We start from the raw sequence: 22,702 nt of genomic DNA, 5'->3' as shown, positions 1-22,702 counted from the left end.
GGCTCACCCCCGCCGGGTGAACCACCGCTCCAGATACGCGCCAAGCGCCCGGACATCCCCCGCCCGGGCGCGCAGCCCGATATGCCCATCAGGCCGAACAAGCAGCAGCGTCCCGGGCGCCGGCCCCTCCGCCGCCCCCTTCCCGGCCCGGATGCCGAAGACCTCCGCCCGCACCGCATAGCGCTCCAGCGTGCGGCGCAGCTCGGCCGTGTCGGTCGTCCCCGGCACCGTGCCGGTGGCCGCGCCGGTCGCCGCGTCCACCAGCAGCGTCCAGCGGTCGTAGGACAGCAGGTCGTGGAGCCTGCGCTGCCGTCCGCTCTCGGTGACGGGCAGGTCGGGCAGCCGGTCGCCGGCGCGGAGGGCGCCGCGGCCGCCCCGGTCGGCGGCGAGAGGCCCGGTGCGGTAGTGGCGGAAGAGTTCGCTGAGGAGGTTGCGGCCCTGCCGGTTGAAGGTCTCGCTCCGGAGGAGGGCGGGGCCCAGGAGCCGCATCGCGGTGAGGGTGGGGACGGAGGGTGGCAGCTCCAGGACGTTGTGCCGCATCTGCCGCATCACCTCCTGGGCGATGGCGCGCTGCTCGGCGGTGTAGGTGTCGAGCAGCGCGTCGCGGGCGTGCCCCTGGTGGACGGCGGCGAGCTTCCAGGCGAGGTTGTGGATCCCGCGCAGCCCGGTGTTGAGTCCGCGCCCGCCGACGGGTGCCCACAGGTGGGCGCTGTCGCCGGCGAGGAGGGCGGGGCCCACGCGGAAGGTGGCTGCGACGCGGTCGTGGAAACGGGCCCGGTTGAACCATTCCGGCTCCGTGGGCACCAGGCGGACGTCCGGGTCGTGGGTGACCCGGGCGACCAGCTCGCGCATCTCCTCGACGTCGGGCGGCGCGGCGTGCCCGGGGTCGGGGTCGTCGCGGAAGCAGAAGAAGCGGTACCCGCCGCCCGGGCGCGGCGAGACGATGAGGCTCGCGCGCCGCTCGATGAAGAAGTACGTGGTGTCGGGGGCGTAGGGGTAGGCCCACCGGGGGCGGGCGTTGATCTGCACGGCCTGGAGGCCGGTGCGGCGCTCGCCCTCGAAGAGGAGGCCCAGCGTTCTGCGGACGACGCTGTGCGCGCCCTCGCAGCCCACGACCCAGCGGCAGTCGAGGGTCTCCACCGTCCCGTCGGGCCCGCGTACGTCCACCTGGGCGGCTCGCTCGCCGGGGCGTACGGCGACCGCCTCGCTGCCCCAGCGGACCTCGGTGCCGAACTCGGCGAGGCGCTCGGCGAGCAGCGCCTCGATGGCGATCTGCTCGATGGACAGGGGCTGTGGGAAGGCCGTCCCGGACACGGTCATCGTGTGCCGTCCGATCTCCCGTCCCCGGACGTGGAAGACCGCCTGGCGCAGGGGCAGCCCCTGGTCCAGGAAGCGGTCCGCGCAGCCGAGGTCGCGCAGGACCTCCAGGGCCCGCTGCCAGACGACGCTGGCCCGCACCTGCCGTTTTGTGCCGGGCTCCTTCTCCAGGACGGTCACGCCCAGCCCGTACTGGCGCAGGGCCACCGCCAGGGCCAGCCCGGTGGGCCCGGCCCCGATGATCACGACGTCTCGGCAGAAGCGGCTCATGGGCCTCCCCATCGCTCGCCCTTCATGCTCGGGGATGCGAGGGGAGGCTTCAACGGTACGGACAGGACGGACACGGGGCATTGGCCCGTTCGGGCGCCCGTTCGGCGGCGGTGAGGGCGCCGGTGCGCCTCAGTGCGCCTCCGCCTCCACGGGCTTGGGGATCAGGAAGGACGTGCCGAGGGCGGCGGCCATGATGACCACTCCGGCGATCATGCTGGTGACATAGCCGCCGGCCGAGGCCGGGTCGCTGGGCATGGCCGCGGTCTTGACCGCGTAGAGCAGCGCGAAGCTCAGGCCCGCGCCGAGGTTGAAGGCGCCCGCGTTCAGGCCGGGCAGGAAGCCCGGGTTGTCCTTGGGCGACAGCACGATGCCCAGGCCGTTGAGGACGATGTTGGCCACGCCCGCGTAGGTGATGCCGACGAGGACCGAGGTGACCAGCAGCATGACGCGCGAGTGGGCCGGGACGGTGAAGATCATCAGGATGACGGAGGCGGCGGCGCCGACCAGGCCCAGGCGCAGGATCCGCCCGTAGCCGTAGGTGGCGGCCAGCCGGCCCGCGACCGGGCCCATGGCCAGGCCGGCCAGCGCGTAGGGCGTCAGCGTCCACCAGGCGGAGGCCTCGGCGCTCATGCCGAGGCCGGCCTTGGTGTCCTGGGCGAAGGCGGGGATCAGGCCGTTCATCACGGCGAACACGCCGGTCATGGTGAGCACGGTGGTCAGCAGGGTCGCCCAGGTGCCGCGCTGCTTGAGGTGGCGCGTGGCGACCAGCGGGTGGCGGGTGCGGTCCTCGGTCCGCCAGAACAGGGCGAAGGCGATCGCGGAGAGCACGACGAGCCCGCCGACCAGGCCCCAGTTCGCCGCGTCGAGCTTGCCGGCCTCGTTGAGGGCGATGAGCAGCGCTCCGACGGAGACGACGAGGAAGGCGACGCCCGGCCAGTCCATCGAGTGGGCGGAGGGGACCTTGGTCTCGCGGGTCAGGGTGGCGACGAGGGCGGCGGCGATGACGGCCACGACGGCCATGGCCCAGAAGACGGACTGGAAGCCGTGGTTGTCGGCGAGGTAACCGCCGGCCAGGGAGTCGACGCCGGCGATGCCGCCGTTGACGGCGGTGATCGCGCCCAGGAGGGTGCCGTAGCGCTTGGGCTCGGTGACCTCCATCCGCAGCATGATCAGGCACAGCGGCACGGTCGGCCCGGACGCGCCCTGGATGAGCCGGCCGACGAACAGCATGGGAACGCTCTCGGCCAGCGCGGCGACCACACAGCCGACGGCCATCAGCACCAGCATTCCCGCCAGCACCTTGCGCCGTCCGATGACGTCGCCGAGCCGGGGCAGGAACAGCGAGAACAGCGCCGCCGAGGTGAAGAAGGCCGTCTGGGTGAGGCCGATCTCCGCGGAGCTGGCGTGGAGGCTGTCCTCGATGCTCTTCAGCGCGGGGCTGAGCATGCTCGCGTTGAGCTGGAAGGCGACGCAGGCGGCCAGGAGTGCGGTGACCAGCACTCCCACGCGCACGGGACGGTGACCGTCCCAGGCTGCGTCGGCCTGGCCCCCGGTGGGGTGATCAGTGTGAGAAACGTTCATGCTTCGGCGTACCAATTCGTTCAAGGCTCGACCGCGACCAGTGTGTGGCAGACGGCGGGGACGGGCGACCTCGGACACGACCGGACCGGCTGCCGCAAAGTGTCCCCAAAAATAGAAAAACCCCAGTTGAACTGGGGTTTCCTCGGGGCCGCGGACAGCCGGGCGCGCTATAAGGGTACATGCCGCCCGAACCGGCCGTTACGGCCGGTCGGCCGTCGGGCGGCGGCCGGGACGGCCTGGGCGTGATGATCAGGCCGGGCGGGACGGTCGGGCCGGGGTGGACGCGGGTGCGGGTGCGGTCCCGGCTTCCGCGAGGTCCAGGGCGTGGGTGGCCAGCCACAGCTCGTGGCGGTCGCTGGGGGAACGCAGCAGGGAGCGCTCCAGGAGGTCCTCGATACGGGTGAGCCGCTTGCGGACGGCGGTGGCCGACAGTGCCAGCTCGGTGGCGGTGGGCCCGAGGCGGGCGTCGTTGCGCAGCCAGACGTCCAGCGTGTGGGCGAGGGCGGCGGCGGGCGGCGCCGTTCGTACGGGGCGGAGCAGGCCGTGGGCCCACGCGACGGCGGTGGGGCGGGTCAGGAAGTCGTCGAGGGAGAGCGACGCCGCGTCGCCCTCTGTCCCGCCCTTCGCCCTGTCGTGGGCCATGGGCCCCGGGCGGCAGGCCGCGGAGAGGCGTTCCGCGCGGAGGGCGAGCGCCAGGAGCGACTGGTCGGCGAGCCGGTCGAGGTCGAGGTCGAGCAGCTGCCCGGTCTGCCGGATCCGGGCGGACAGGGTGTTCCGGTGGATCTTGAGATGGGCGGTCGCCCGCGCGGAGAAGGCCAGCCATGAGGCGGCCGTGGTCGCGAGTTCCGCGCCGTCGGGGTCCTGGGGACGCCGGGGCGAGTGCCCGCGCAGGGGTGCGAGCAGCCCCTCCGCCCAGGCCGCCAGCGCCGGCCCGATCACCAGGACCGGATCGGGGCGGCACGCGAACGTGGCGTACCGCTGGGCACGGCCGCGCGCGGCGGCCAGGGCGTGGAAGGCCTGCCCGTACGCGATGGCCGTCTCCCGCAGGGGCACCGCCTCGCTCACGCCCACCGGATGGCCGCCGGTCGCCCCGGCGACGGCCGCGGCGAGGGCCACGGGCTCCCCGGCGGGCTCCCCGGGCGCGACCGGGGCCAGGACGAGGAGGTGGTCGGCGTGGACGGGGCACGGCACCACCCACGCCCCCGGTATCAGCCCGGCGCACCGGCGCACCAGGTCCGGGCGCAGCCGGGACGGGCACTCGACGACGAGGAAGCGCAGCACATCGGGCAGGGCCGGCCGCAGGACGCCGGCGATCCGGCGGGCGGCGGAGACCTGACCGTTCATCAGCAGGTGGAGGACGGCCTCCCGGTTGTAGGCCTCGACGAGCTCCAGCCGGTTCCGCCGGCGTTCGTTGTCCTCCGCCTGCCAGCACATGCGCGAGCAGCTGCGGCAGGCCGTCGGGGCCGGACCCGGGCAGGACGGCGGCGAGGGCCGGGGCGGCGGTCCGTCGCGCGCAGTCCAGGGAGTAGATCAGACCTGTGTACTCCAGGTCGTCGACGACCAGGGAGCCCAGGCCCCGGGAGACGAGCTCCTCCGTACCGCGCCGGGCCAGTTCGGCCGCCCGCTCCCCGTCCACCGCGCCGGTGCCGATGCCGGGGCCGCAGGAGGCCAGGATCGTCCCGTCCACGCCGACCAGGAACACCTGCGCCCGTGTGCGCGCCGCCAGCCAGCTCAGCACGGACCGGGTGCCGCCCCGGTGGGCCGACCGCTGCATGGCCAGCACGTCGTCGGCCCGGTGCGCCCGGCGGTCCGGTGCGGATATCCCCTGTGTCTCCTGTGTCCCCTGTGTCAGGACCTGCATGACTACCCCCCAGTAGATCCGGTCGCAGCGTACCGGGGGCCTCGGACACTGCGCGTTCCGGCACCGGAACGGCGGCTTCACTGCGCGGGGAGAACCCACTGACCACGCCACGCCGCCGCTCCGCCGCCGTCACCCCGGTACTACCGAACCGGTGACGGCGGCGAGGGCGTCGTGGAGGGCGGAGTCGCCCGGTGGGCGGTCGTGCCAGCGGGCGGCGATGTGACCGTCGGGCCGGACGAGCAGCGCTCCGTACGGGCCGAGGCCGCACGCGTCGGTGTGCTCGTCGGTAAGGGGTTCGACGCGCAACGGCCACGGTGCGGCGGTCCGGCGCACCCAGCGGGCGGGGTCCGGGGTCAGGAGCGTGAACCACTCACCGCACGCGTCGAGCGTGGAACGGTGCTCCGTGAGCCACAGGTGCGGCAGGCGACGGCCGGGCTCGGCGGTGGGGAGGTACTCTGTACCGCTGTCGGAGTCCGTACCGCCGCCGTCGGAGTCCGTACCGCCGCCGTCGGCGAGGACCGCGCCGGAACGGTATGTGACGCCGAGCACGAGGCCGAGCTGCGCGAAGTACCGGTCCGACCAGGGAAGTTCGACCCGTTCCGGCGCCGCCTCACCGGACCGGAGCTGTTCGCGGCGGCGGTTCTGCACCCGGAGCATGAGCTGGGTGTTGGCCACCGCCTGCTGAAGCGTCCGGTGGGCGACGGGGTGCCGTTCCGCCTCGTAGGTCTCCAACAGGCCTGGTCCGGCCCACCCGTTGAGCACACCGGCCAGTTTCCAGCACAGGTTGTGCGCGTCGGAGAGGCCGGCGTTCATGCCCAGGCCGCCCGTGATGGGCACCGCGTGCGCGGCGTCGCCGGCCAGCAGGATCCGGCCGTGGCGGAAGCGTTCGGCGACGAACGCGTTCATCACCCAGTGCTGGACCCGCGACACATCGACCCGTACCCCGGTGCCGGGGCCGAGGGCGCGTGAGACGAGGCCGGGCCAATCGGCGCTCGCGGTGTCCTCGGGGGTGGGGACGAACCAGGCCCAGCCCCCTTCGGGGTAGAGCGGGGCGAACATCCCGTGCGTGGTGAAGTAGACGCCGGCGGGCTGCTGGGCGCACCAGCGGTCGAGGTCGGCGTCGAAGACGACAGTGGTGAAATTCCCCATCGCCCCGGGGCCGGCGGTGCCGATGCCCAGCCGTTGCCGGACGGTGGAGTTCGCGCCGTCGGCGGCGAGGACGTAACGGGCCCGGACGCGAGTCTCCGTACCGCCGCGGTGGTCGACGAGCGAGGCCACGACGCCGTCGGTCTCTTCGGTCAGATCGACGAGCTCGGTCCCGAACCGCACCGGCGCGTCCGCCGGGTCCGCCGCGTCCGCCGCCGCGAGCAGCGTGGGTTCGAGGCGGTCCTGCGAGGTGACCACGCCGGTCACGGGGCTCTCGGGGACCGGGGCGTCGACCCCGACCATCGCCGCCGTCGCGAAGTCGCGGTCGTGGAGGGTGTCGCGGAAGCGGACGCGGCCGTACTCCGGTGCGAACCCGGCGGCAGTGATCGCGCCGGCGAGCCCGAGCCCGCGGAAGATCTCCATCGAGCGCACGTTGACCAGCCGGGACCGGGGGAAGGGCGACAGCTCGCCGCGTTTCTCGACGAGCAGGGTCCGTACGCCCCAGCGCTCCAGGAGGGCCCGGGCGGTGAGCCCGACCGGCCCACCGCCGACGATCAGTACCGGTACCTCGACTACCTCGGCGTCCGCCATGGGACCCATCATCCGCTCATCCGCGCCGGGCGGCCCGGCTCGACGACACGGCGCGACGACACGCCGTGCCGGTCAGACGCCGGCGTAGGCCGCGAGGTGCTCGCCGGTGAGGGTGGAGCGGGCGGCGACGAGGTCGGCGGGGGCGCCCTCGAAGACGATGCGGCCGCCGTCGTGTCCGGCGCCGGGGCCGAGGTCGATGATCCAGTCGGCGTGCGCCATGACCGCCTGGTGGTGCTCGACGACGATCACCGACTTGCCGGAGTCGACGAGCCGGTCGAGCAGGCCGAGCAGTTGCTCGACGTCGGCTAGGTGCAGTCCGGTGGTCGGTTCGTCGAGTACGAGGACGGATCGGCCGCCGCCCTTGTCGGCCATGTGGGTGGCCAGCTTCAGCCGCTGCCGCTCGCCGCCGGACAGCGTGGTCAGCGGCTGGCCGAGGCTGAGGTAGCCGAGCCCGACGTCGGCCAGCCGCTGGAGGATCCGGTGCGCGGCGGGGGTGCGCGCCTCGCCGGAGCCGAGGAACTCCTCGGCCTCGGTCACCGGCATCGCGAGCACCTCGCTGATGTCGCGGCCGCCGAGGTGGTGCTCCAGCACCGACGCCTGGAACCGCTTGCCCTCGCAGTCCTCGCAGGTGGTGGCGACGCCCGCCATCATCGCCAGGTCGGTGTAGACGACGCCGGCGCCGTTGCAGGTGGGGCAGGCGCCCTCGGAGTTGGCGCTGAACAGCGCGGGCTTGACGTCGTTGGCCTTCGCGAACGCCTTGCGGATCGGGTCGAGCAGCCCGGTGTACGTGGCCGGGTTGCTGCGCCGCGAGCCTCGGATGGGCGTCTGGTCGACCGACACCACGCCCTCCGAGGCCGGGATGGACCCGTGCACGAGCGAGCTCTTGCCGGAACCGGCGACACCGGTGACGGCGACGAGCACCCCGAGCGGGATGTCGACGTCGACGCCGCGCAGATTGTGCGCCGTCGCGCCGCGCACCGGCAACGTGCCCGTGGGCTTGCGTACCGTCTCCTTGAGCGCGGTCCGGTCGTCGAGGTGCCGGCCGGTGATGGTGCCGCCGGCCCGCAGCCCCTCGACGGTGCCCTCGAAGCAGACGGTGCCTCCTGCCGTACCGGCGCCGGGACCGAGGTCCACGACGTGGTCGGCGATCGCGATCGTCTCCGGCTCGTGCTCCACGACGAGCACCGTGTTGCCCTTGTCGCGCAGCCGCAACAGCAGGTCGTTCATCCGCTGGATGTCATGGGGGTGCAGTCCCGTGGTGGGCTCGTCGAAGACGTAGGTGACATCGGTGAGCGAGGAACCGAGATGGCGGATCATCTTGACGCGCTGCGCCTCGCCGCCCGACAGGGTGCCCGCCGGCCGGTCGAGCGCGAGATAGCCGAGGCCGATCTCCGAGAACGCGTCGAGGCTGTGCCGAAGCTTTCCGAGCAGCGGCCCCACCGACGGCTCGTCGAGGCCGCGTGCCCACTCGGCCAGGTCGCTGATCTGCATCGCGCACGCGTCGGCGATGCTGATCCCCGCGACCTTCGACGACCGGGCCCCCTCGCTGAGCCGGGTGCCGTCGCAGTCGGGGCAGGTGGTGAAGGTGACCGCCCGGTCCACGAACTCCCGGATGTGCGGCTGCATCCCCTCCCGGTCCTTGGCGAGCATCGACTTCTGAATCCTCGGGATCAGACCCTCGTAGGTCATGTTGATACCCGCGATCTTCATTCTGGTCGGCTCGCGGTGAAGGAAATCGTGCAGCTCCCGCTTGGTGTACTTGCGGATCGGCTTGTCCGCGTCGTAAAAACCCGACTCGCTGTAGAGCCGGTAATTCCAGCCGCCCGCCTTGTAGCCGGGAACGGTGAGCGCGCCCTCGGAGAGCGACTTGGAGTCGTCGTAGAGCTGGGCGAGGTCCAGATCGGTGACCGCGCCCCGGCCCTCGCAGCGCGGGCACATACCGCCGGTGCGGCTGAACGTCGCCTTCACCGCTTTCCTGGCACCGCGCTCCACCGTGATCGCCCCGCTCGCCCGCACCGAGGGCACGTTGAAGGCGTACGCGCTGGGCGGCCCGATATGCGGCTCCCCGAGCCGGCTGAAGAGGATGCGCAGCATCGCGTTGGCGTCGGTGGCGGTGCCCACCGTGGAACGGGGATCGCCGCCCATCCGCTGCTGGTCGACGCCGATCACGGTGGTCAGCCCGTCGAGGACGTCGACCTCGGGCCGCGCGAGGGTGGGCATGAAGCCCTGGACGAAGGCGCTGTAGGTCTCATTGATCAGCCGCTGCGACTCCGCGGCGATCGTGTCGAATACCAGCGAGCTCTTCCCCGAGCCGGAGACACCGGTGAACACGGTCAGCCGGCGCTTGGGGATCTCGATGCCGACGTCCTTGAGATTGTTCTCGCGCGCGCCGTGCACCCGGATCAGATCATGACTGTCGGCGACGTGCGGGGCGGGCGCCCGCGTCATAATCACCACCTCCGGGCGCCACTTCACCCTTGAGCCACCCTCCGCCTCACGCGGGGGCGCTTGCCGACCAATGGGAAGCGCAGCGATATGACCTCACGTACACAGCACACACATGGCGAAGTGGGAAGATTTGGTCCAGTCGTCGCGGATCGAGTGCACAATTTTGATGCCGCACGCGCAGTCACCTTCACCCAAGCGGGTATCAACGACAAGCCTGTTCACCTGACGGCCTTCACGATCGAGCAGCTCCCTCAGGTACTGAGGCGGATTCGCATAGAGCTCGGAAAGCTCGTCCTCACTCAGCTCGAGGTCGAACACCTCAAAACCGGGTATCTCTCCCTCAGTCGCGCGCTTCAGACTCGCCATGCGATCACCCGCTCACAGAAGGTGGAGTTACCTATGATTGTCCGCTCCGCCCCGGGGTGTGCAACCTCATGGGCACTCCCTCCGTGGCCACGGGAGTCCCCGGTTCACTGGTCACGCGCTGGTCGCACGGAGGCCCGATCCGGCCCGGAAAAACAGAAGAACCCCAGCTGAGCTGGGGTTCTTCACTGTGTCCGAGGGGGGACTTGAACCCCCACGCCCGATAAAGGGCACTAGCACCTCAAGCTAGCGCGTCTGCCATTCCGCCACCCGGACCAGGTGTGTGTCTCTGCGGGGCGTTCCCCGCGGCGACATGGATAACTCTATCAAGGATTCGGAGTGCCTTTCACCAGGGATTTCGTCCGGAGCATAGGGTCCGTACATGGGCAATCCGGGACACCCTCCCCGCTTCCCCGCGACCGGTGGCGCTTCCCGGCGCTCGCCGCGGCCGTTGTCGCCGTTGCGGGAGCATCTGCGGGACACCTTCTGGTTCGCCCCGACCGCGGGGCTGGTGGGGGCCGTCCTGCTCGGCACGGGTGCGCTGGAGCTGGACAGGCTGCTCGTCGACGCCCTGCGGGAGCAGCAGGCGTACGACGACATCGCCTCGCTGATCGCGGTCGCCGACGACCTGAAGACGATCATCACGACGGTGGGCTCGGCGATGCTCACCTTCATCGGTGTGGTGTTCTCGATCTCGCTGGTCGCCCTCCAGATGGCCAGTGGCCAGATGACGCCCCGCGTGGTGCGGCTGTACGTACGCAGCCGGATCACCAAGTGCACGTTCACGGTGTTCCTGGCGACGTTCCTGTTCTCGCTGCTGGTGCAGGCGGCGTACGAGTCCAATGACGATCCCCGGACGATCACCACGGTGCCGGTGATCTCCGCCTCGGTGTGCGGGCTGCTGGTGCTGCTGAGCCTGGCGCTGTTCGTCGCCTATGTGAACTCCACGCTGCGGCTGATGCGGGTGAGCCATGTCATCGACCGGATCACCCGGGAGTCGTTCCGGGTGGTCGACAGGCACGGGGTGGCGGAGGCCGGGCCGCCGGAGCTGCCGGCGGCCGGGGGTGAGGTGGTGCACCGGGGACGGGCGGGGGTGCTGCGGGACGTGCACATCGCGCGGCTGGTGCGGGTGGCGCGGCGGCACGGAGTGGTGCTGCGGCTGATCCCGCGCATCGGGGACTTCGTGGTGCCCGGGACGCCGCTGCTGACCGTGCACGGGGGTGCGCCGCCGCCCGCGCGGGCGCTGCGGTACACGGTGTCGGTCGGGGTGGAGCGCACGTTCCACCAGGATCTGGGGTTCGGGCTGCGGCAGCTGTCGGACATCGCCCAGCGGGCCCTGTCCCCCGCCGTCAACGACCCGACGACCGCCGTGGCCTGCCTGGACCGGATCACCCAGTTCCTGGCGGCCGTCGCCGTACGGCCGCTGGGGGCGCTGCACCACCGCGACCGCCGGGGCCGGGTGCGGCTGGTGCGGGACCTGCCGGGGTGGACGGACCTCGTCGACCTCGGCTTCGCCGAGATCCGCGGCTGCGCCACCCGCAGCCCGCAGGTCACCCGTCGTCTCATGGCCGCCCTCGACGACCTGCGGCTGCTGGCCCCCGAGGAGCGGCGGACGCCGCTGGAGCGGCACCGTACGCTCCTGATCCACGCCGTGGAGCGCACGGTGCGGGAATCGGCGGACCGGGCGTTCGCGCTGCGGCCCGACCGGCAGGGGGTCGGCAGGTCGGCGCCCGGCGACGCGTGAGAACGTTGCCCGGGACTGCCGATATCGCCGTATCCGACCGTGGGGGCTGATCGATTTGGGACGGGTGACCGCACGCCGCCGCGTGGTACGGGTCCGCGACGGGGCCGTGAACACCCGCCCGGACACCCTGGTGGCGGAGGAGCCGCTGGAGATCCGGCTGAACGGCAAACCGCTGGCCATCACCATGCGCACCCCGGGCGACGACTTCGACCTCGCCGCCGGCTTCCTCGTCAGCGAGGGCGTCCTGGGCCGTGCGGACGAACTGGCGAACATCGTCTACTGCGCCGGGGCGACCGCCGACGGCGGCAACACCTACAACGTCGTGGACGTCCGGCTGGCCCCCGGCGTCCCCGTTCCCGACATCGCCCTCGAGCGCAACGTCTACACCACCTCCTCCTGCGGCCTGTGCGGCAAGGCCAGCCTGGACGCGGTGCGCACCACCGCCCGCTGGCCGGTCACCGACGGCCCGGCGCCGCTGCGGCTCGCGCCGGAACTGCTCTTCGCGCTCCCCGACCGGCTGCGCGAGGCACAGCGCGTCTTCGACCGCACCGGCGGGCTGCACGCGGCGGCCCTCTTCTCGCCCGACGGCGAGCTCCTGGACGTCCGCGAGGACGTGGGCCGGCACAACGCCGTCGACAAGCTCGTGGGCGCCGCGCTGCGCCAGGGGCTGCTGCCGCTGGCCGGGAACGTGCTGATGGTCTCCGGGCGCGCCTCCTTCGAGCTGGCGCAGAAGGCCGTCATGGCCGGGATACCGGTCCTGGCGGCGGTCTCGGCGCCGTCGTCGCTCGCCGTGGACCTGGCGGCCGAGACGGGGATGACGCTGATCGGGTTCCTGCGGGGCACGTCGATGAACATCTACGCCGGGGAGCAGCGCGTGGCGCTGTGAGGGCCGTCGGCTTCGGGCGAGGCGGCGCGTTCCGCTAGGCGCGGGGCGGGCGGGCCCGCCAGCGGCCGCTGAGCCTGCCCAGCACCCCGAAGCGGTCCCACTCGTGGAACATCTCCGCCCACGGGCCGCCGACCTGCCGCAGACAGCGGCGGATCTCCTCGACGTCCTCGGTGGACATCCGGCGCACCTCGGGCCGCAGCACCGAGTTGAGCAGCTCGGCGCGGATCTCGTCCCAGACCGGGCTGACGTCGGGGGCGGTGTGCCAGGCGACGAAGCAGACGGCGGCGTAGGTGGGGGTGCGGCGCAGCAGGTCGCGCACCTCGTCGCCCTGTGCCTCGCGGGCGTAGGCGTACAGCAGGTACTCGTCCTCGGCGAGGACGAGGTCGGGCAGCTCGCCGGGGGCCGGGGGCGGGTCCATGCACAGCAGGTGGCGGGCGAGGACATCGCCGAGCCGTTCCTCGATGCCGGCCTCGAGCGGTTCGGCCTGCCGGCGCAGGCTCACCACGCGCGCGGCGCAGCCGGGCAGGGCGGCGCCGGTGGCGAGGTCCCCGGCCTGTTCGAGGAGGAGCAGGGCGGCGTGCTCGCGCGGCGGGAGCTCGGTGCCGTCGCCGAGGACGCTCTTGAGGAGGGTCTTGGCCAGGCGCGGCGCCACGGGGTCGTCGGGGGTGCCGGTGAGGGCCGCCCGGACGAAGGGCCCGTCCAGACCGGCGGCGTGGACGGCGCCCGGCGCGATGCCCTCCAGCAGGACGACGGCCTCCAGGGTGCCGAGCGGTTCGTCGCCCCAGACCAGGCGGTAGGCCGTGCGCAGGACGGACGGCGTGGCCTGGTGCTCGGGCCCGGCGGTCTTCACCAGGGCGTGCAGCAGGGCCGGGCGGTCCTCGTAGTCGGCGTACCGGCTGGTGGGGTCGTCGGCTTCGTACCCGCCCGGCGGTCCGTCCTCGGGCCCGCCGTCGTGGCCGGTGCCGCCGCCCGCCGCGCGCTCGGACCGCCGCAGGGCGCACATCGGCATGGCGGCGGCCATCCGGAGGTGGGGGCGCCCGGTGAGGTCGGCGCGGGGGAGCTCGGCGGCGAGGAGGCGGGTGATGGGGCGGGGGTCGTCGGTGGCGGCGGTGTGGTCGAGGGAGTCGAGCACGGCGGTGCGCAGCCGGGGGTGGGTGTCGAGGGCGGCCCGTACGACCTTGCGGTCGGGGGACGTCTCGTCGAGCAGGGCGGCGGTCAGCCGGGCGGTGAGCACGGGCAGGACGGCCTCGTGCTCGACCCGCAGGGCCTCGGCGAGGCGCAGGAGCGTGAGGAAGCGGACGAGGGGGGTGTCGGGCGAGTCGGCCGCTCGGGCCAGCTCCGCCCGCAGGTCGCGTCTGAGGGGGGCGGTGGCCGACCGGCAGGAGGGCGCGGAGAACTCCTCGGTGAGCGAGGCGAGGACCGTCCACTCCTCGGGCGTGCGGTCGGTGCCCCCGGCGGCGAGGGTGGCGAGCAGGCGGGCCCGCAGGGCGGTGTCGAGGCTGTCGCCGGGCGCGTGGCCACGGGCCCAGCGGGCGGCGGCCGTACGGCCGTTCGAGTCGAGGGGGATGCCCTCGCGGGCCGCGAGGGCGGCGAGCCGGTCGGCCTCGTCGCCGGGGCCGCGCCCGCCCCCGAGGCCCAGGGGGACGCCCGTACGGCGCGTGGCCTCGGCGAACAGCGCGGGCTGGCCCGCCAGCCAGATCCGGGCCGCGACGGACGCCCACAGGTCCCGCTCCGCGCGGGCGGGGCTGGAGGGGCCGCCGGCGCAGTCGTGGACGCGGTAGCGGTGCTGGGCGGAGGCGGAGACGTGGTCGAAGTCGGCGTCGGGGAAGGCGCAGACGATCTGCTGCCGGGCGAGCATGGGGTGCCGGGTGTAGGTGGTGAAGGTGAGCCGGTCGGCGAGGTCGCGCGGCAGGACGGCGCTGGCGACGGCGATCCAGTACGCCGTGGCGGCGCTGTCCCGCTCGATGACGAGGAGCTGCTGGGCGTCGGGGGTGCGGAAGAGCGTCCGGACGTCGGCGAGGAAGGGTTCGAGGCGGTCGGCGCGGGCGCGGACGAAATCGAGCAGTCCTTGTTTGTCGATGCGCCGGGCGGGGACGAACCCGGCCAGCGGCTCGGGGGAGCCGCCCTCGGGGGTACGGTCGGACCAGGAGGGGGACTCCCAGGCCTCGATGGGCAGCAGGCCGCCGGGCAGCCGGGCGCCCTCGGGCAGCCGCACGGCGTGGGCGTGGAAATTGCCGTGCCGGCCGCCGCGCCCGGGGCCGGTGCGTACGGTGCGGCACAGCAGCCGGCTGCCGTCGGAGAGGCGGTTGTGGCTGAACGCCACGGGGAAGTCGGCGAGTTCCTCGGTGGAGGGACAGTCGGGGGCATCGTGGGGCGGTTCGTAGCCGATGAGCTGCTCCGCCTCCCCCAGCAGGGTGATGGGCAGTTCGGGGCTGGCGGCGGTGAAGCGGAAACCGGAGCCGTCGGGGGCCGTGGTGGCGGTGGAGGTGTAGTGCAGCTGCTGGAGATTCACCTGACACCTCGTCTCGCCTCGGCCCACTTGTATATGTTCTCCAGCCCTGTGTAACGGGTGGTCGGCCCGGACGGGCCGTCGCCACGCCTCTGACTTACCACCGTCGCCCCACTTGCGGGTGACATCCCACCAGATCCGGGGCATCGGCGCCCGGGCTTTGGCGGGAAGTTCAGCCGCTGCCGCCGCCTCGGCCTCCGCCTCAGCCGGCGGCCGGCGGGGTGCCCGGCTGGGCTTCCGGCGGGGTGTCCGCCACGACGCGGGAGAGGAGGGCCAGGAAGAGCTCGCGTTCGGCGGGGGTGAGCGCGGCGAGGAGGGCCTCGTTCGCCTCGTCGCCGAGTCTGGTGAGGCGAGCGAGCCGGCGGCGGCCGGCGGGGGTGAGTGCGATGGCGTTCTTCCGGCGGTCGGCGGGGTCGGGGGCCCGGGTGATCAGCTCCTGGGCCTGGAGGTCGTTGAGGATGCCGACCATGTCCTTGGGGTCGAAGCCGGTGGTGCGGCCGAGCTCGGCCTGGGCGACGGGGCCGAGGTCGGCGACGGCGGAGAGCACGGCGTGGTGCGGCATGCGCATGCCGTCCTGGGCGAGCGCCTCGGTCACGAGGCGGCGGCCGCGCGCCGAGGCGCGGTTGAGCAGCCAGCTCGGGAGGGCCTGGATGCGGGGGAGGGCGGGCTCGTTGTCTGCCATGTCTGCCGTGTCCGCCGTGTCTGCCTTATCTGCCTTGTCTGCCATGGGACCGAGCCTAACCGAAACCGTTGGACTTCCCAATGAAGTCGTGTAGCGTAGGGACTACCAACGTTGGGGGTTCCAATGAATCCCCCGGCCTGACTGTGCGGAGGTGCGTCATGCGACGTGTCCGGTATGCCGAGACCGGCGGCCCCGAGGTCCTGCGGGTCGAGGAGACGGCCGTGCCCGTCCCGGGACCCGGCGAGGTGCTGGTGCGCACCGAGGCGATCGGCCTCACGCTCCCCGTCGTCCGCAAGGTCCGCGAGGGCGGGCTGCCACTGCCGACGGGGCCGGGCGGCGAGGTGGCCGGGGAGATCGCGGCCGTCGGGGCGGGGGTGACCGGCTTCGCCGTCGGCGACCGGGTGACGGGGCTGTGCTTCACCGACGCCTTCGCCGATTTCGCCCTCGTCCACACGGCGATGCTCTCGTCCGTCCCCGAGGGCGCGAGCGCGGCCGACGCCGTCGCGCTGGTGCGGTGCGGGCTGGTCGCCCTGGGGGCGTACGAGGCGGCGCGGCCGTCGGCCGGCGAGTCGGTGCTGGTGACGGCGGCGGCCGGGGGCTCCGGGCATCTGGCGGTGCAGATCGCCAAGGCGCGCGGGGCCGGCCGGGTGGTCGCGGCGGTGAGCTCGGCGGACAAGGCGGAGTTCGCGCGGTCGCTGGGCGCGGACGAGGTGGTGACGTACGGGGACGAGTCCTGGGGCGACCCGGTCGACATCGTGCTGGACGCGGTCGGGGGCCAGCTGCTCTCCCCGGCCATCGCCGCCCTCGCGCCGGGCGGCCGGATCGTGGCCTACAGCTCGGGCGGCGGGACGATCGAGGCGTACGACCTGCTGGTGGGCGCGAAATCGGCCATCGGCTTCCAGATGGCCCTCATAGCCCGTGAGCGGCCCGAGCTGATGGAGCGATGGCGGCGGGAGCTGTGGGAGCTGTTCGCGGCGGGGCGGATCCGGCCCCGGGTGGACTCCGTGCTGCCCCTGGAGGACGTGGCGAAGGCTTTCGGGATCATCGAGTCGCGCGCCAATCTCGGCAAGGTGATTCTGCGACCCGTGTGAGCGTATATGCCGTCTGGTCCTTGTGAGAGGAAGGCCCGCCCCGTACGTTGACCCACCGGACACGTGGGGCCTCGACGGCCTTGACGCGAAAGGGACGGGCCATGGCGGCGCATCCTTCCTCTCCCGGCGACAGACCCCTGGCGACCGCCCCGGCCGCCTTCCCATCCCCTTTCCCCTCCCCTTTCCGTTTCCGCTTCCGTGCTGCCGCCGTGTTCGTCCTCTCCGGCGCGTTGCTCGCTCTCGCTCTGGGGCCCGGGACGGCCGGGGCTGACGGGGCGACGGAGGATCCGGTCGGCACGGGGCGGGCCGGGTTCGACGAGCGGGTCCTCTTCCGGGCCGACCAGGACCCCGGCTACGCCTGCTACCGCATCCCGGCCATCGTCACCACCACCCATGGCACCCTCCTCGCCTTCGCCGAAGGGAGAAAGGACAACTGCGGTGACGCCACCGACATCGATCTCGTGCTCAAGCGGTCCACCGACGGGGGCCGCAGCTGGGGGCCGCTCCAGGTCGTCGACCCGGGCCTGGGCGACACCCATGGCAACCCCGCGCCGGTCGTGGACCGCCGGACCGGCCGGATCGTCCTGGCCACCACCTACAACGAGGGCCGTGAGGACGCCGGGAACTGCGATGTGCCCTGCGATCGCACCCCCCATCTCCAGTACAGCGACGACGACGGCGCCAGCTGGTCGTGGCCGCGCGACCTCACCGAGGAGATCCGGCCCCCCGGCTGGAACTCCTGGTACGCGACCGGCCCCGGGCACGGCGTTCAGCTCGGCCACGGCCCCCACGAAGGGCGACTGGTCATCGGCCTCAACGCGGAGAGCCATGACGGCACCCGCACCTCCGCCAACCACGCGGCGCTCGCCCTCAGCGACGACGGCGGGGCCCACTGGCGGCTGGGGGCCGTCGACACCTACCCCGTCGCGACCGACCGGACGTACCGTCAGAAGCCCTCCGAGCTGACGCTCGCCGAGCGGAGCGACGGCGCGGTCTATGCGGGAGGGCGCGAACAGGACGGCACGGAGCTGGGCAACCGGGACGACGCCGTGAGCTGGGACGGCGGGGAGAGCTTCGACGCGCCGTTCCGGCCCCTGCCCGACCTCTACTCCCCCATGGTGCAGGGGGCGGTGATCCCGCTGCGGTCCGGGCGCTGGCTGTTCTCGGCACCGGCCGACCCCGACCGCCGCCGCACGATGACCATCCGCTCCTCCTACGACGAGGGACGCACCTGGGAGAGCGCCGAGCGGGGGCGGCGGGTCACCGCCGACTGGTCCGGCTACTCCGACATGGCGGTCATCGGGCAGGACACGACCGGTCTGCTCTACGAGGCGGGCAAGACCGACGCGCGCCAGGAGATCCGCTTCGCGCGGTTCACCGAGGAGTGGCTCGGCCCCCGGCGCGGCGCGGACCCGACGACACCGGACCGGGCACCCGGCGGCACCGGCGCGTACGTCCTCGGGGGCGCCCGTCCGGTGGGGGGCCGGTTCGGGGGCGGGCTGGGCTTCGACGGGATGGACTCCGCCGTGCGCCTGCCCTACCGGACCGCGCTGCCCCTGGGCACCCGGGACTTCACGGCGGCCCTGTGGTTCCGCTACCGGGCGGCGGCGGTCAAGGGCGAGCAGCCCCTGCTGTGGATGGGCGGGGTCGGCGGGGCGCCCCAGGTGGCGCTGCGCGGGGAGCCGGGCACCGGCCGGGTCGTCGGCCAGGTGACGGCGCTGGCGCCCGGCCCGGGGCCGTCCCGTACGGCGACGGTGCGGTCGACGGGCGCGTACGGCGACGGCCGCTGGCACCACGCGGCCCTGCGGCGGACGGGCGGCCTGCTGACCCTCACCGTGGACGGCGCGTCGGTGTCGGTGCCGGACGTCCCGGGATCGGTGAGCCGCAACTCGACATTCGGGGTGCACCTCGGGCAGAAACCGGACGCCCGCGCGTTCCTGACGGGGGATCTGGACGAGGTCCGGGTCTACCGCCGGGCCCTGACCGACGGGGAACTGGCAGCCGTACGCGGGCACAACGCACCGGTCGGCCACCGGGACGCGGTGCTATGGCTGCCGCTGGACAGGATCGACGGTGCCCCGTAAGGGGCGCGGGGCAGTGTCGATATGCGGCTCCGCCGCGCGGGCGCGACCAGCCCCCACCGGCCCGCAGTGGAGCGCTCAGGCCCCGCCCCGCGCGGAGGCCGGTTCGGTCGCCGACCCCGGCGATCCCGCCGACCCCGCCGACCGGGTGACCGCCGGCTCCGCCGGAGGGGCGACCGACCGGCGGGCGAAGCGCTTCGCCAGCACCGCGCCCACCATCAGCTGAAGCTGGTGGAAGAGCATCAGCGGCAGGACGGCCAGGCTCGCCTGGGCGCCGAAGAGGACGGTGGCCATCGGCAGCCCGCTCGCGAGGCTCTTCTTCGAGCCGGCGAAGGTGATGGCGATCCGGTCCTCGCGGCCGAAGCCGAGCCCCCGCGAGCCGAAGGTGGTGAGGGTCAGCATCACGGCCAGCAGAACGGCCTCGACGCCCACCAGCACCACCAGCCGCCACGGCGACACCTGCTGCCAGACGCCGCGCACCATGCCCGCGCTGAAGGCCACATAGACCACGAGGAGGATGGAGCCCCGGTCGACCAGCCCCAGCACCTGGCGGTGCCGGGTCAGGAAGCCGCCGATCCAGCGGCGCAGCAGTTGCCCGGCAAGGAAGGGCACCAGCAGGCGGAGCACCACCGCCAGCAGCGAGTCCAGCGAGACCCCGGCGCCGCTGCCGCCCAGCAGCAGGGCCGCCAGCAGCGGTGTGAGGACGATGCCGGCGAGGCTGGAGAAGGTGCCCGCGCAGATCGCCGCGGCCACATTGCCGCGCGCCAGCGAGGTGAAGGCGATCGAGGACTGGACGGTGGAGGGCGTCAGGCACAGGAAGAGCAGCCCGGTGTAGAGCTCCGGGGGCAGGACGTGCGGGACGAGTCCCCGGGCGGCGAGGCCCAGCAGCGGGAAGGCCAGGAACGTACAGGCGAGGACCATCAGGTGCAGCCGCCAGTGGCGCAGTCCCTCCATCGCCTCGCGGGTGGAGAGCTTGGCGCCGTAGAGGAAGAACAGCAGCGCCACCGCGCCCGTGGAGGCCTCGCCGGCGAAGGTCGCGGCCGGGCCGCGCACCGGCAGGAGCACCGCGAGCAGCACCGTGCCCAGCAGCGCGGCTATATAGGGGTCGACGGGGAGGCGGGAGAGAAGACGGCGCATGCGTCCCACCCTGTCCCGCCCCATGCCCATCGGGAACCCCGCACACCACTCTGACTGTTATCACGAATGCCGATAAGCTCAGATGCCATGTTCGATCCCGCGCAGTTGCGTACGTTTCTGGCCGTCGCCCAGACCCTGAGCTTCACCCAGGCCGCACGGCGGCTGGGCGTGCGGCAGTCGACGGTCAGCCAGCAGGTGCGCCGGCTGGAGGACGCCGCCGGGAGGCAGCTGTTCTCCCGGGACACCCACAGCGTGCGGCTCACCGAGGACGGCGAGGCGATGCTCGGTTTCGCCCGGACGATCCTGGAGGCCCATGAGCGGGCCGCGCACTGGTTCGCGGGGGCGCGGCCCCGGGGGCGGCTGCGCTTCGGGGCGTCGGAGGACTTCGTACTGACCCGGCTGCCCGAGCTCCTGGAGGGTTTCCGGCGCCACCATCCCGAGGTGGACCTGGAGCTGACCGTGGATCTGTCCGGGCATCTGATGAAGCGACTCGCGGCCGGGCGTCTCGATCTCGTCCTGGCCAAACGTCACCCGGCCGACGAGCCCATGCCGGTGGGCCCCGGGGCCGACGGGCCCGGTACCGGCCCGGGCCCCGACGAGCCTCCCGGCCGGCTGGTCTGGCGCGACCGGCTCGTGTGGATCGGCGCCGAGGGCACCCGCCCCGACCCGCGCCGCCCACTGCCGCTGGTGCTCCTCCCGCCCCCGGCGGTGACCCGCGCCCGGGCCCTGGAGGTGCTGGAGCGGCACGGTCGCGCCTGGCGGGTGACCTGCACCAGCGGCAGTCTCAACGGTCTGGTGGCCGCCACCCGGGCCGGGCTCGGGGTGATGGCCCACGCCCAGGGGATGATCCCGCCGGGGCTCGTCCGTCTCCCGGCCGGCGCCGGGCTGCCGGATCTCGGCGCGATGGACATCGTCCTGCTGCACGGCGCGGGCGCCCGGCGGGACGGACCGGTGCGCGACAGCGCGGAGGCCCTCGCGGACGCGATCCTGGCGGCGGGCGACCGGCTGCACTCGGGGTGACCGGAACCGCTCCGGAATGGTTCATGCCGGTACGGGACCGGGTACGGTCACGGCGCTGTGCCACGTCCGCGAGGACTGTGCCACGTCCGCGAGGAGCGAGAGGTTGCGCGAGTTCACCGTGCCGTCCCTGGTGACGGCGCCCCCTGTCGGAGGGCTGGCGGACGTCGTCTTCGACCATGCCGCCGAGGACCCCGGCCGGGTGGCGCTGAGCCGGGCCGAGGGCGGTGTGTGGCGGGATGTGACCACGGTCGCCTTCCGGGACGAGGTGCTGGCGCTGGCCAAGGGCCTGCTCGCCCAGGGCGTCCGGTTCGGCGACCGGGTGGCCGTCATGTCCCGCACCCGCTACGAGTGGACGCTGTTCGACTTCGCGCTGTGGACCGTCGGCGCCCAGCCCGTGCCGGTGTATCCCACCTCCTCCCCCGACCAGGTCCTCGGGATGCTGTACGACGCGGAGGTCACCGCCTGCGTCGTCGAGCACGAGGACCACGCGATGACCATCGGCTCCGTCATCGACCGCCTCCCCCGGCTCACCCGCCTCTGGCAGCTCGACGCGGGCGCGGTCGACGAGCTCACCGAGGCCGGCGCCCGTATCCGCGACGAGGTCGTCCACCGCCACCGGATGGCGCTCACCCCCCGCTCCCCCGCGACGGTCGTCTACACCTCGGGCTCCACGGGCCGCCCCCGGGGCTGTGTGCTCACCCACGGCAATTTCATGGCCGAGAGCGACAACGTCCTCCGCCGCTACGAACGGGTCTTCCGCTCCCGCCCCGGCGAGCAGGCGTCCACCCTCCTCTTCCTCCCCCTCGCCCATGTCTTCGGCCGCATGGCGCAGGTCGCCGCGGTCAGGGGCCGGGTCAGGCTGGGCCACCAGCCCCGGCTGACCGCCGCCGCCCTCCTGCCCGACCTCCGGGCCTTCCGGCCGACGCTCGTGCTCGCCGTGCCCTATGTGTTCGAGAGCCTCTTCGCCGCCGCCCGGCGCGCCGCCGAGCGGGAGGGCCGGGGCGGGCCGTTCGAGAAGGCCGTCGACGTCGCGGTGCGCTACGCGCGGGCGGTGGAGGCCCGGGCCTTCGGCACCGGGCCGGGCCCCGGCACCGCGCTCCGCGTCCAGCACCAGGTCTTCGACAGGCTCGTCTACGCCAGGCTGCGCGAGCAGCTCGGCGGCCGGGTGCGGTACGCGATGTCGGGGGGCTCGGCGCTGGAGCGGCGGCTGGGGCTGTTCTTCGCCGGGGCCGGGGTGACCGTGCTGGAGGGGTACGGGCTGACGGAGACCACCGGCGCCGCCGTCGCCAACCCGCCCGAGCGGACCCGCTTCGGGACCGTGGGCCGGCCCGTGCCCGGCACGAGCGTGCGGATAGCCGACGACGGCGAGGTGCTGCTCCGCGGCGAGCAGGTGTTCGCGGGCTATCTGGGGGACGAGCGCGCGACTATCTCCGTGCTCCGGGACGGCTGGCTGGCCACCGGCGACCTGGGGGCGCTGGACGAGGACGGCTATCTGACGATCACCGGGCGGAAGAAGGAGATCCTGGTGACCTCCGGGGGCAAGAGCGTCTCGCCCCTCGCCCTGGAGGAGCGGGTGCGCGCCCACCCGCTGGTCGCCCAGTGCGTCGTGGTCGGCAACGACCGCCCGTACGTCGGCGCGCTCGTCACCCTGGACCGGGAGGGGGTGGCGCACTGGCTGGCCATGCGGGAGCTGCCCCGGCCCACCACCCTGGCCGAACTGGTGCACGATCCCGAGCTGGAGGCCGAGATCCGGCGGGCCGTGGTGGCCGCCAACACCCTCGTCTCGCAGGCCGAGTCCATCCGCGCCTTCCGGATCCTGCCCGGTCTCTTCACCGAGGAGCAGGGACTGCTGACACCGACCCGCAAGCTGCGGCGCAAGGCCATAGAGAAGGCCTACGCCGGCGAGGTGGAGGCGCTCTACTCCCCCTGACGCACTGATGGCGTGAGCGGGAATGCGGCGGATGGCGTTCCGGTT

Annotated in this window: 15 protein-coding genes and 1 tRNA gene; 6 read left to right on the top strand and 10 right to left on the bottom strand. The window is 73.4% G+C overall.

Annotation, left to right across the window (positions count from 1 at the left end; genetic code table 11):
* Positions 1-3: 3 nt before the first annotated feature.
* The 7 genes from RM609_RS08590 to RM609_RS08560 all read right to left on the bottom strand — a co-directional run bounded on the left by RM609_RS08590 (position 4) and on the right by RM609_RS08560 (position 9,853).
* Positions 4-1,587 carry an FAD-dependent oxidoreductase gene (locus RM609_RS08590; protein ID WP_311609303.1) on the bottom strand — a complete coding sequence of 528 codons (1,584 nt, stop codon included), beginning with the start codon at positions 1,585-1,587 and terminating at the stop codon, positions 4-6.
* 129 nt (positions 1,588-1,716) lie between these two features.
* Positions 1,717-3,168: a uridine transporter UriT gene (uriT, locus tag RM609_RS08585; protein ID WP_311609301.1), complete on the bottom strand. Its 1,452-nt coding sequence runs from the start codon at positions 3,166-3,168 to the stop codon at positions 1,717-1,719.
* Between the two features lie 249 nt (positions 3,169-3,417).
* A complete protein-coding gene (locus RM609_RS08580) occupies positions 3,418-4,602 on the bottom strand; it encodes a helix-turn-helix domain-containing protein (RefSeq protein ID WP_311609299.1) in 1,185 nt (394 codons plus the stop codon).
* A gap of 556 nt (positions 4,603-5,158) precedes the next feature.
* Positions 5,159-6,766 (bottom strand): FAD-dependent monooxygenase, encoded by a 1,608-nt coding sequence (locus RM609_RS08575; protein ID WP_311609298.1) that lies wholly within the window; start codon positions 6,764-6,766, stop codon positions 5,159-5,161.
* Positions 6,767-6,838: 72 nt separating this feature from the next.
* Entirely contained in the window at positions 6,839-9,214 is a 2,376-nt protein-coding gene (locus RM609_RS08570; RefSeq protein ID WP_311609297.1) for an ATP-binding cassette domain-containing protein, read from the bottom strand.
* 93 nt (positions 9,215-9,307) lie between these two features.
* Entirely contained in the window at positions 9,308-9,580 is a 273-nt protein-coding gene (locus RM609_RS08565; protein WP_311609296.1) for a hypothetical protein, read from the bottom strand.
* A gap of 188 nt (positions 9,581-9,768) precedes the next feature.
* Positions 9,769-9,853 (bottom strand) — tRNA-Leu (locus tag RM609_RS08560).
* Between the two features lie 106 nt (positions 9,854-9,959).
* Here RM609_RS08560 and RM609_RS08555 point away from each other — a divergent pair.
* Both RM609_RS08555 and fdhD read left to right on the top strand, forming a co-directional pair.
* A complete protein-coding gene (locus tag RM609_RS08555) occupies positions 9,960-11,321 on the top strand; it encodes a DUF2254 domain-containing protein (protein ID WP_311609294.1) in 1,362 nt (453 codons plus the stop codon).
* A 55-nt stretch (positions 11,322-11,376) separates the two neighbouring features.
* Positions 11,377-12,207 (top strand): formate dehydrogenase accessory sulfurtransferase FdhD, encoded by an 831-nt coding sequence (fdhD, locus tag RM609_RS08550; RefSeq protein WP_311609293.1) that lies wholly within the window; start codon positions 11,377-11,379, stop codon positions 12,205-12,207.
* Positions 12,208-12,241: 34 nt separating this feature from the next.
* Here the strand turns inward: fdhD and RM609_RS08545 are convergent, their stop codons facing one another.
* Together RM609_RS08545 and RM609_RS08540 are read right to left on the bottom strand one after the other, a co-directional pair.
* Positions 12,242-14,719 (bottom strand): GTPase-associated protein 1-related protein, encoded by a 2,478-nt coding sequence (locus tag RM609_RS08545; protein WP_311609292.1) that lies wholly within the window; start codon positions 14,717-14,719, stop codon positions 12,242-12,244.
* A gap of 199 nt (positions 14,720-14,918) precedes the next feature.
* Entirely contained in the window at positions 14,919-15,398 is a 480-nt protein-coding gene (locus tag RM609_RS08540) for a MarR family winged helix-turn-helix transcriptional regulator (protein ID WP_311609291.1), read from the bottom strand.
* A 158-nt stretch (positions 15,399-15,556) separates the two neighbouring features.
* Between RM609_RS08540 and RM609_RS08535 the strand changes: the two genes are divergently transcribed.
* Complete coding sequence (locus RM609_RS08535; protein WP_311609290.1) at positions 15,557-16,489, top strand: quinone oxidoreductase family protein; 933 nt, start codon at positions 15,557-15,559, stop codon at positions 16,487-16,489.
* 101 nt (positions 16,490-16,590) lie between these two features.
* A complete protein-coding gene (locus RM609_RS08530) occupies positions 16,591-18,573 on the top strand; it encodes an exo-alpha-sialidase (protein ID WP_438828404.1) in 1,983 nt (660 codons plus the stop codon).
* A gap of 75 nt (positions 18,574-18,648) precedes the next feature.
* Here RM609_RS08530 and RM609_RS08525 read toward each other — a convergent pair whose 3' ends face one another.
* Entirely contained in the window at positions 18,649-19,707 is a 1,059-nt protein-coding gene (locus RM609_RS08525; protein WP_311609288.1) for a bile acid:sodium symporter family protein, read from the bottom strand.
* Between the two features lie 87 nt (positions 19,708-19,794).
* Between RM609_RS08525 and RM609_RS08520 the strand changes: the two genes are divergently transcribed.
* A complete protein-coding gene (locus RM609_RS08520; RefSeq protein ID WP_311609287.1) occupies positions 19,795-20,727 on the top strand; it encodes a LysR family transcriptional regulator in 933 nt (310 codons plus the stop codon).
* A gap of 103 nt (positions 20,728-20,830) precedes the next feature.
* Positions 20,831-22,657 carry an AMP-dependent synthetase/ligase gene (locus RM609_RS08515; protein ID WP_311609286.1) on the top strand — a complete coding sequence of 609 codons (1,827 nt, stop codon included), beginning with the start codon at positions 20,831-20,833 and terminating at the stop codon, positions 22,655-22,657.
* Positions 22,658-22,702: the final 45 nt, after the last annotated feature.

This window comes from Streptomyces hesseae, from assembly GCF_031845785.1.
Lineage (GTDB): Bacteria > Actinomycetota > Actinomycetes > Streptomycetales > Streptomycetaceae > Streptomyces > Streptomyces hesseae.
Note: the sequence above shows the minus strand (reverse complement) of the source record. Positions and strands in the feature narration are given on the sequence as shown.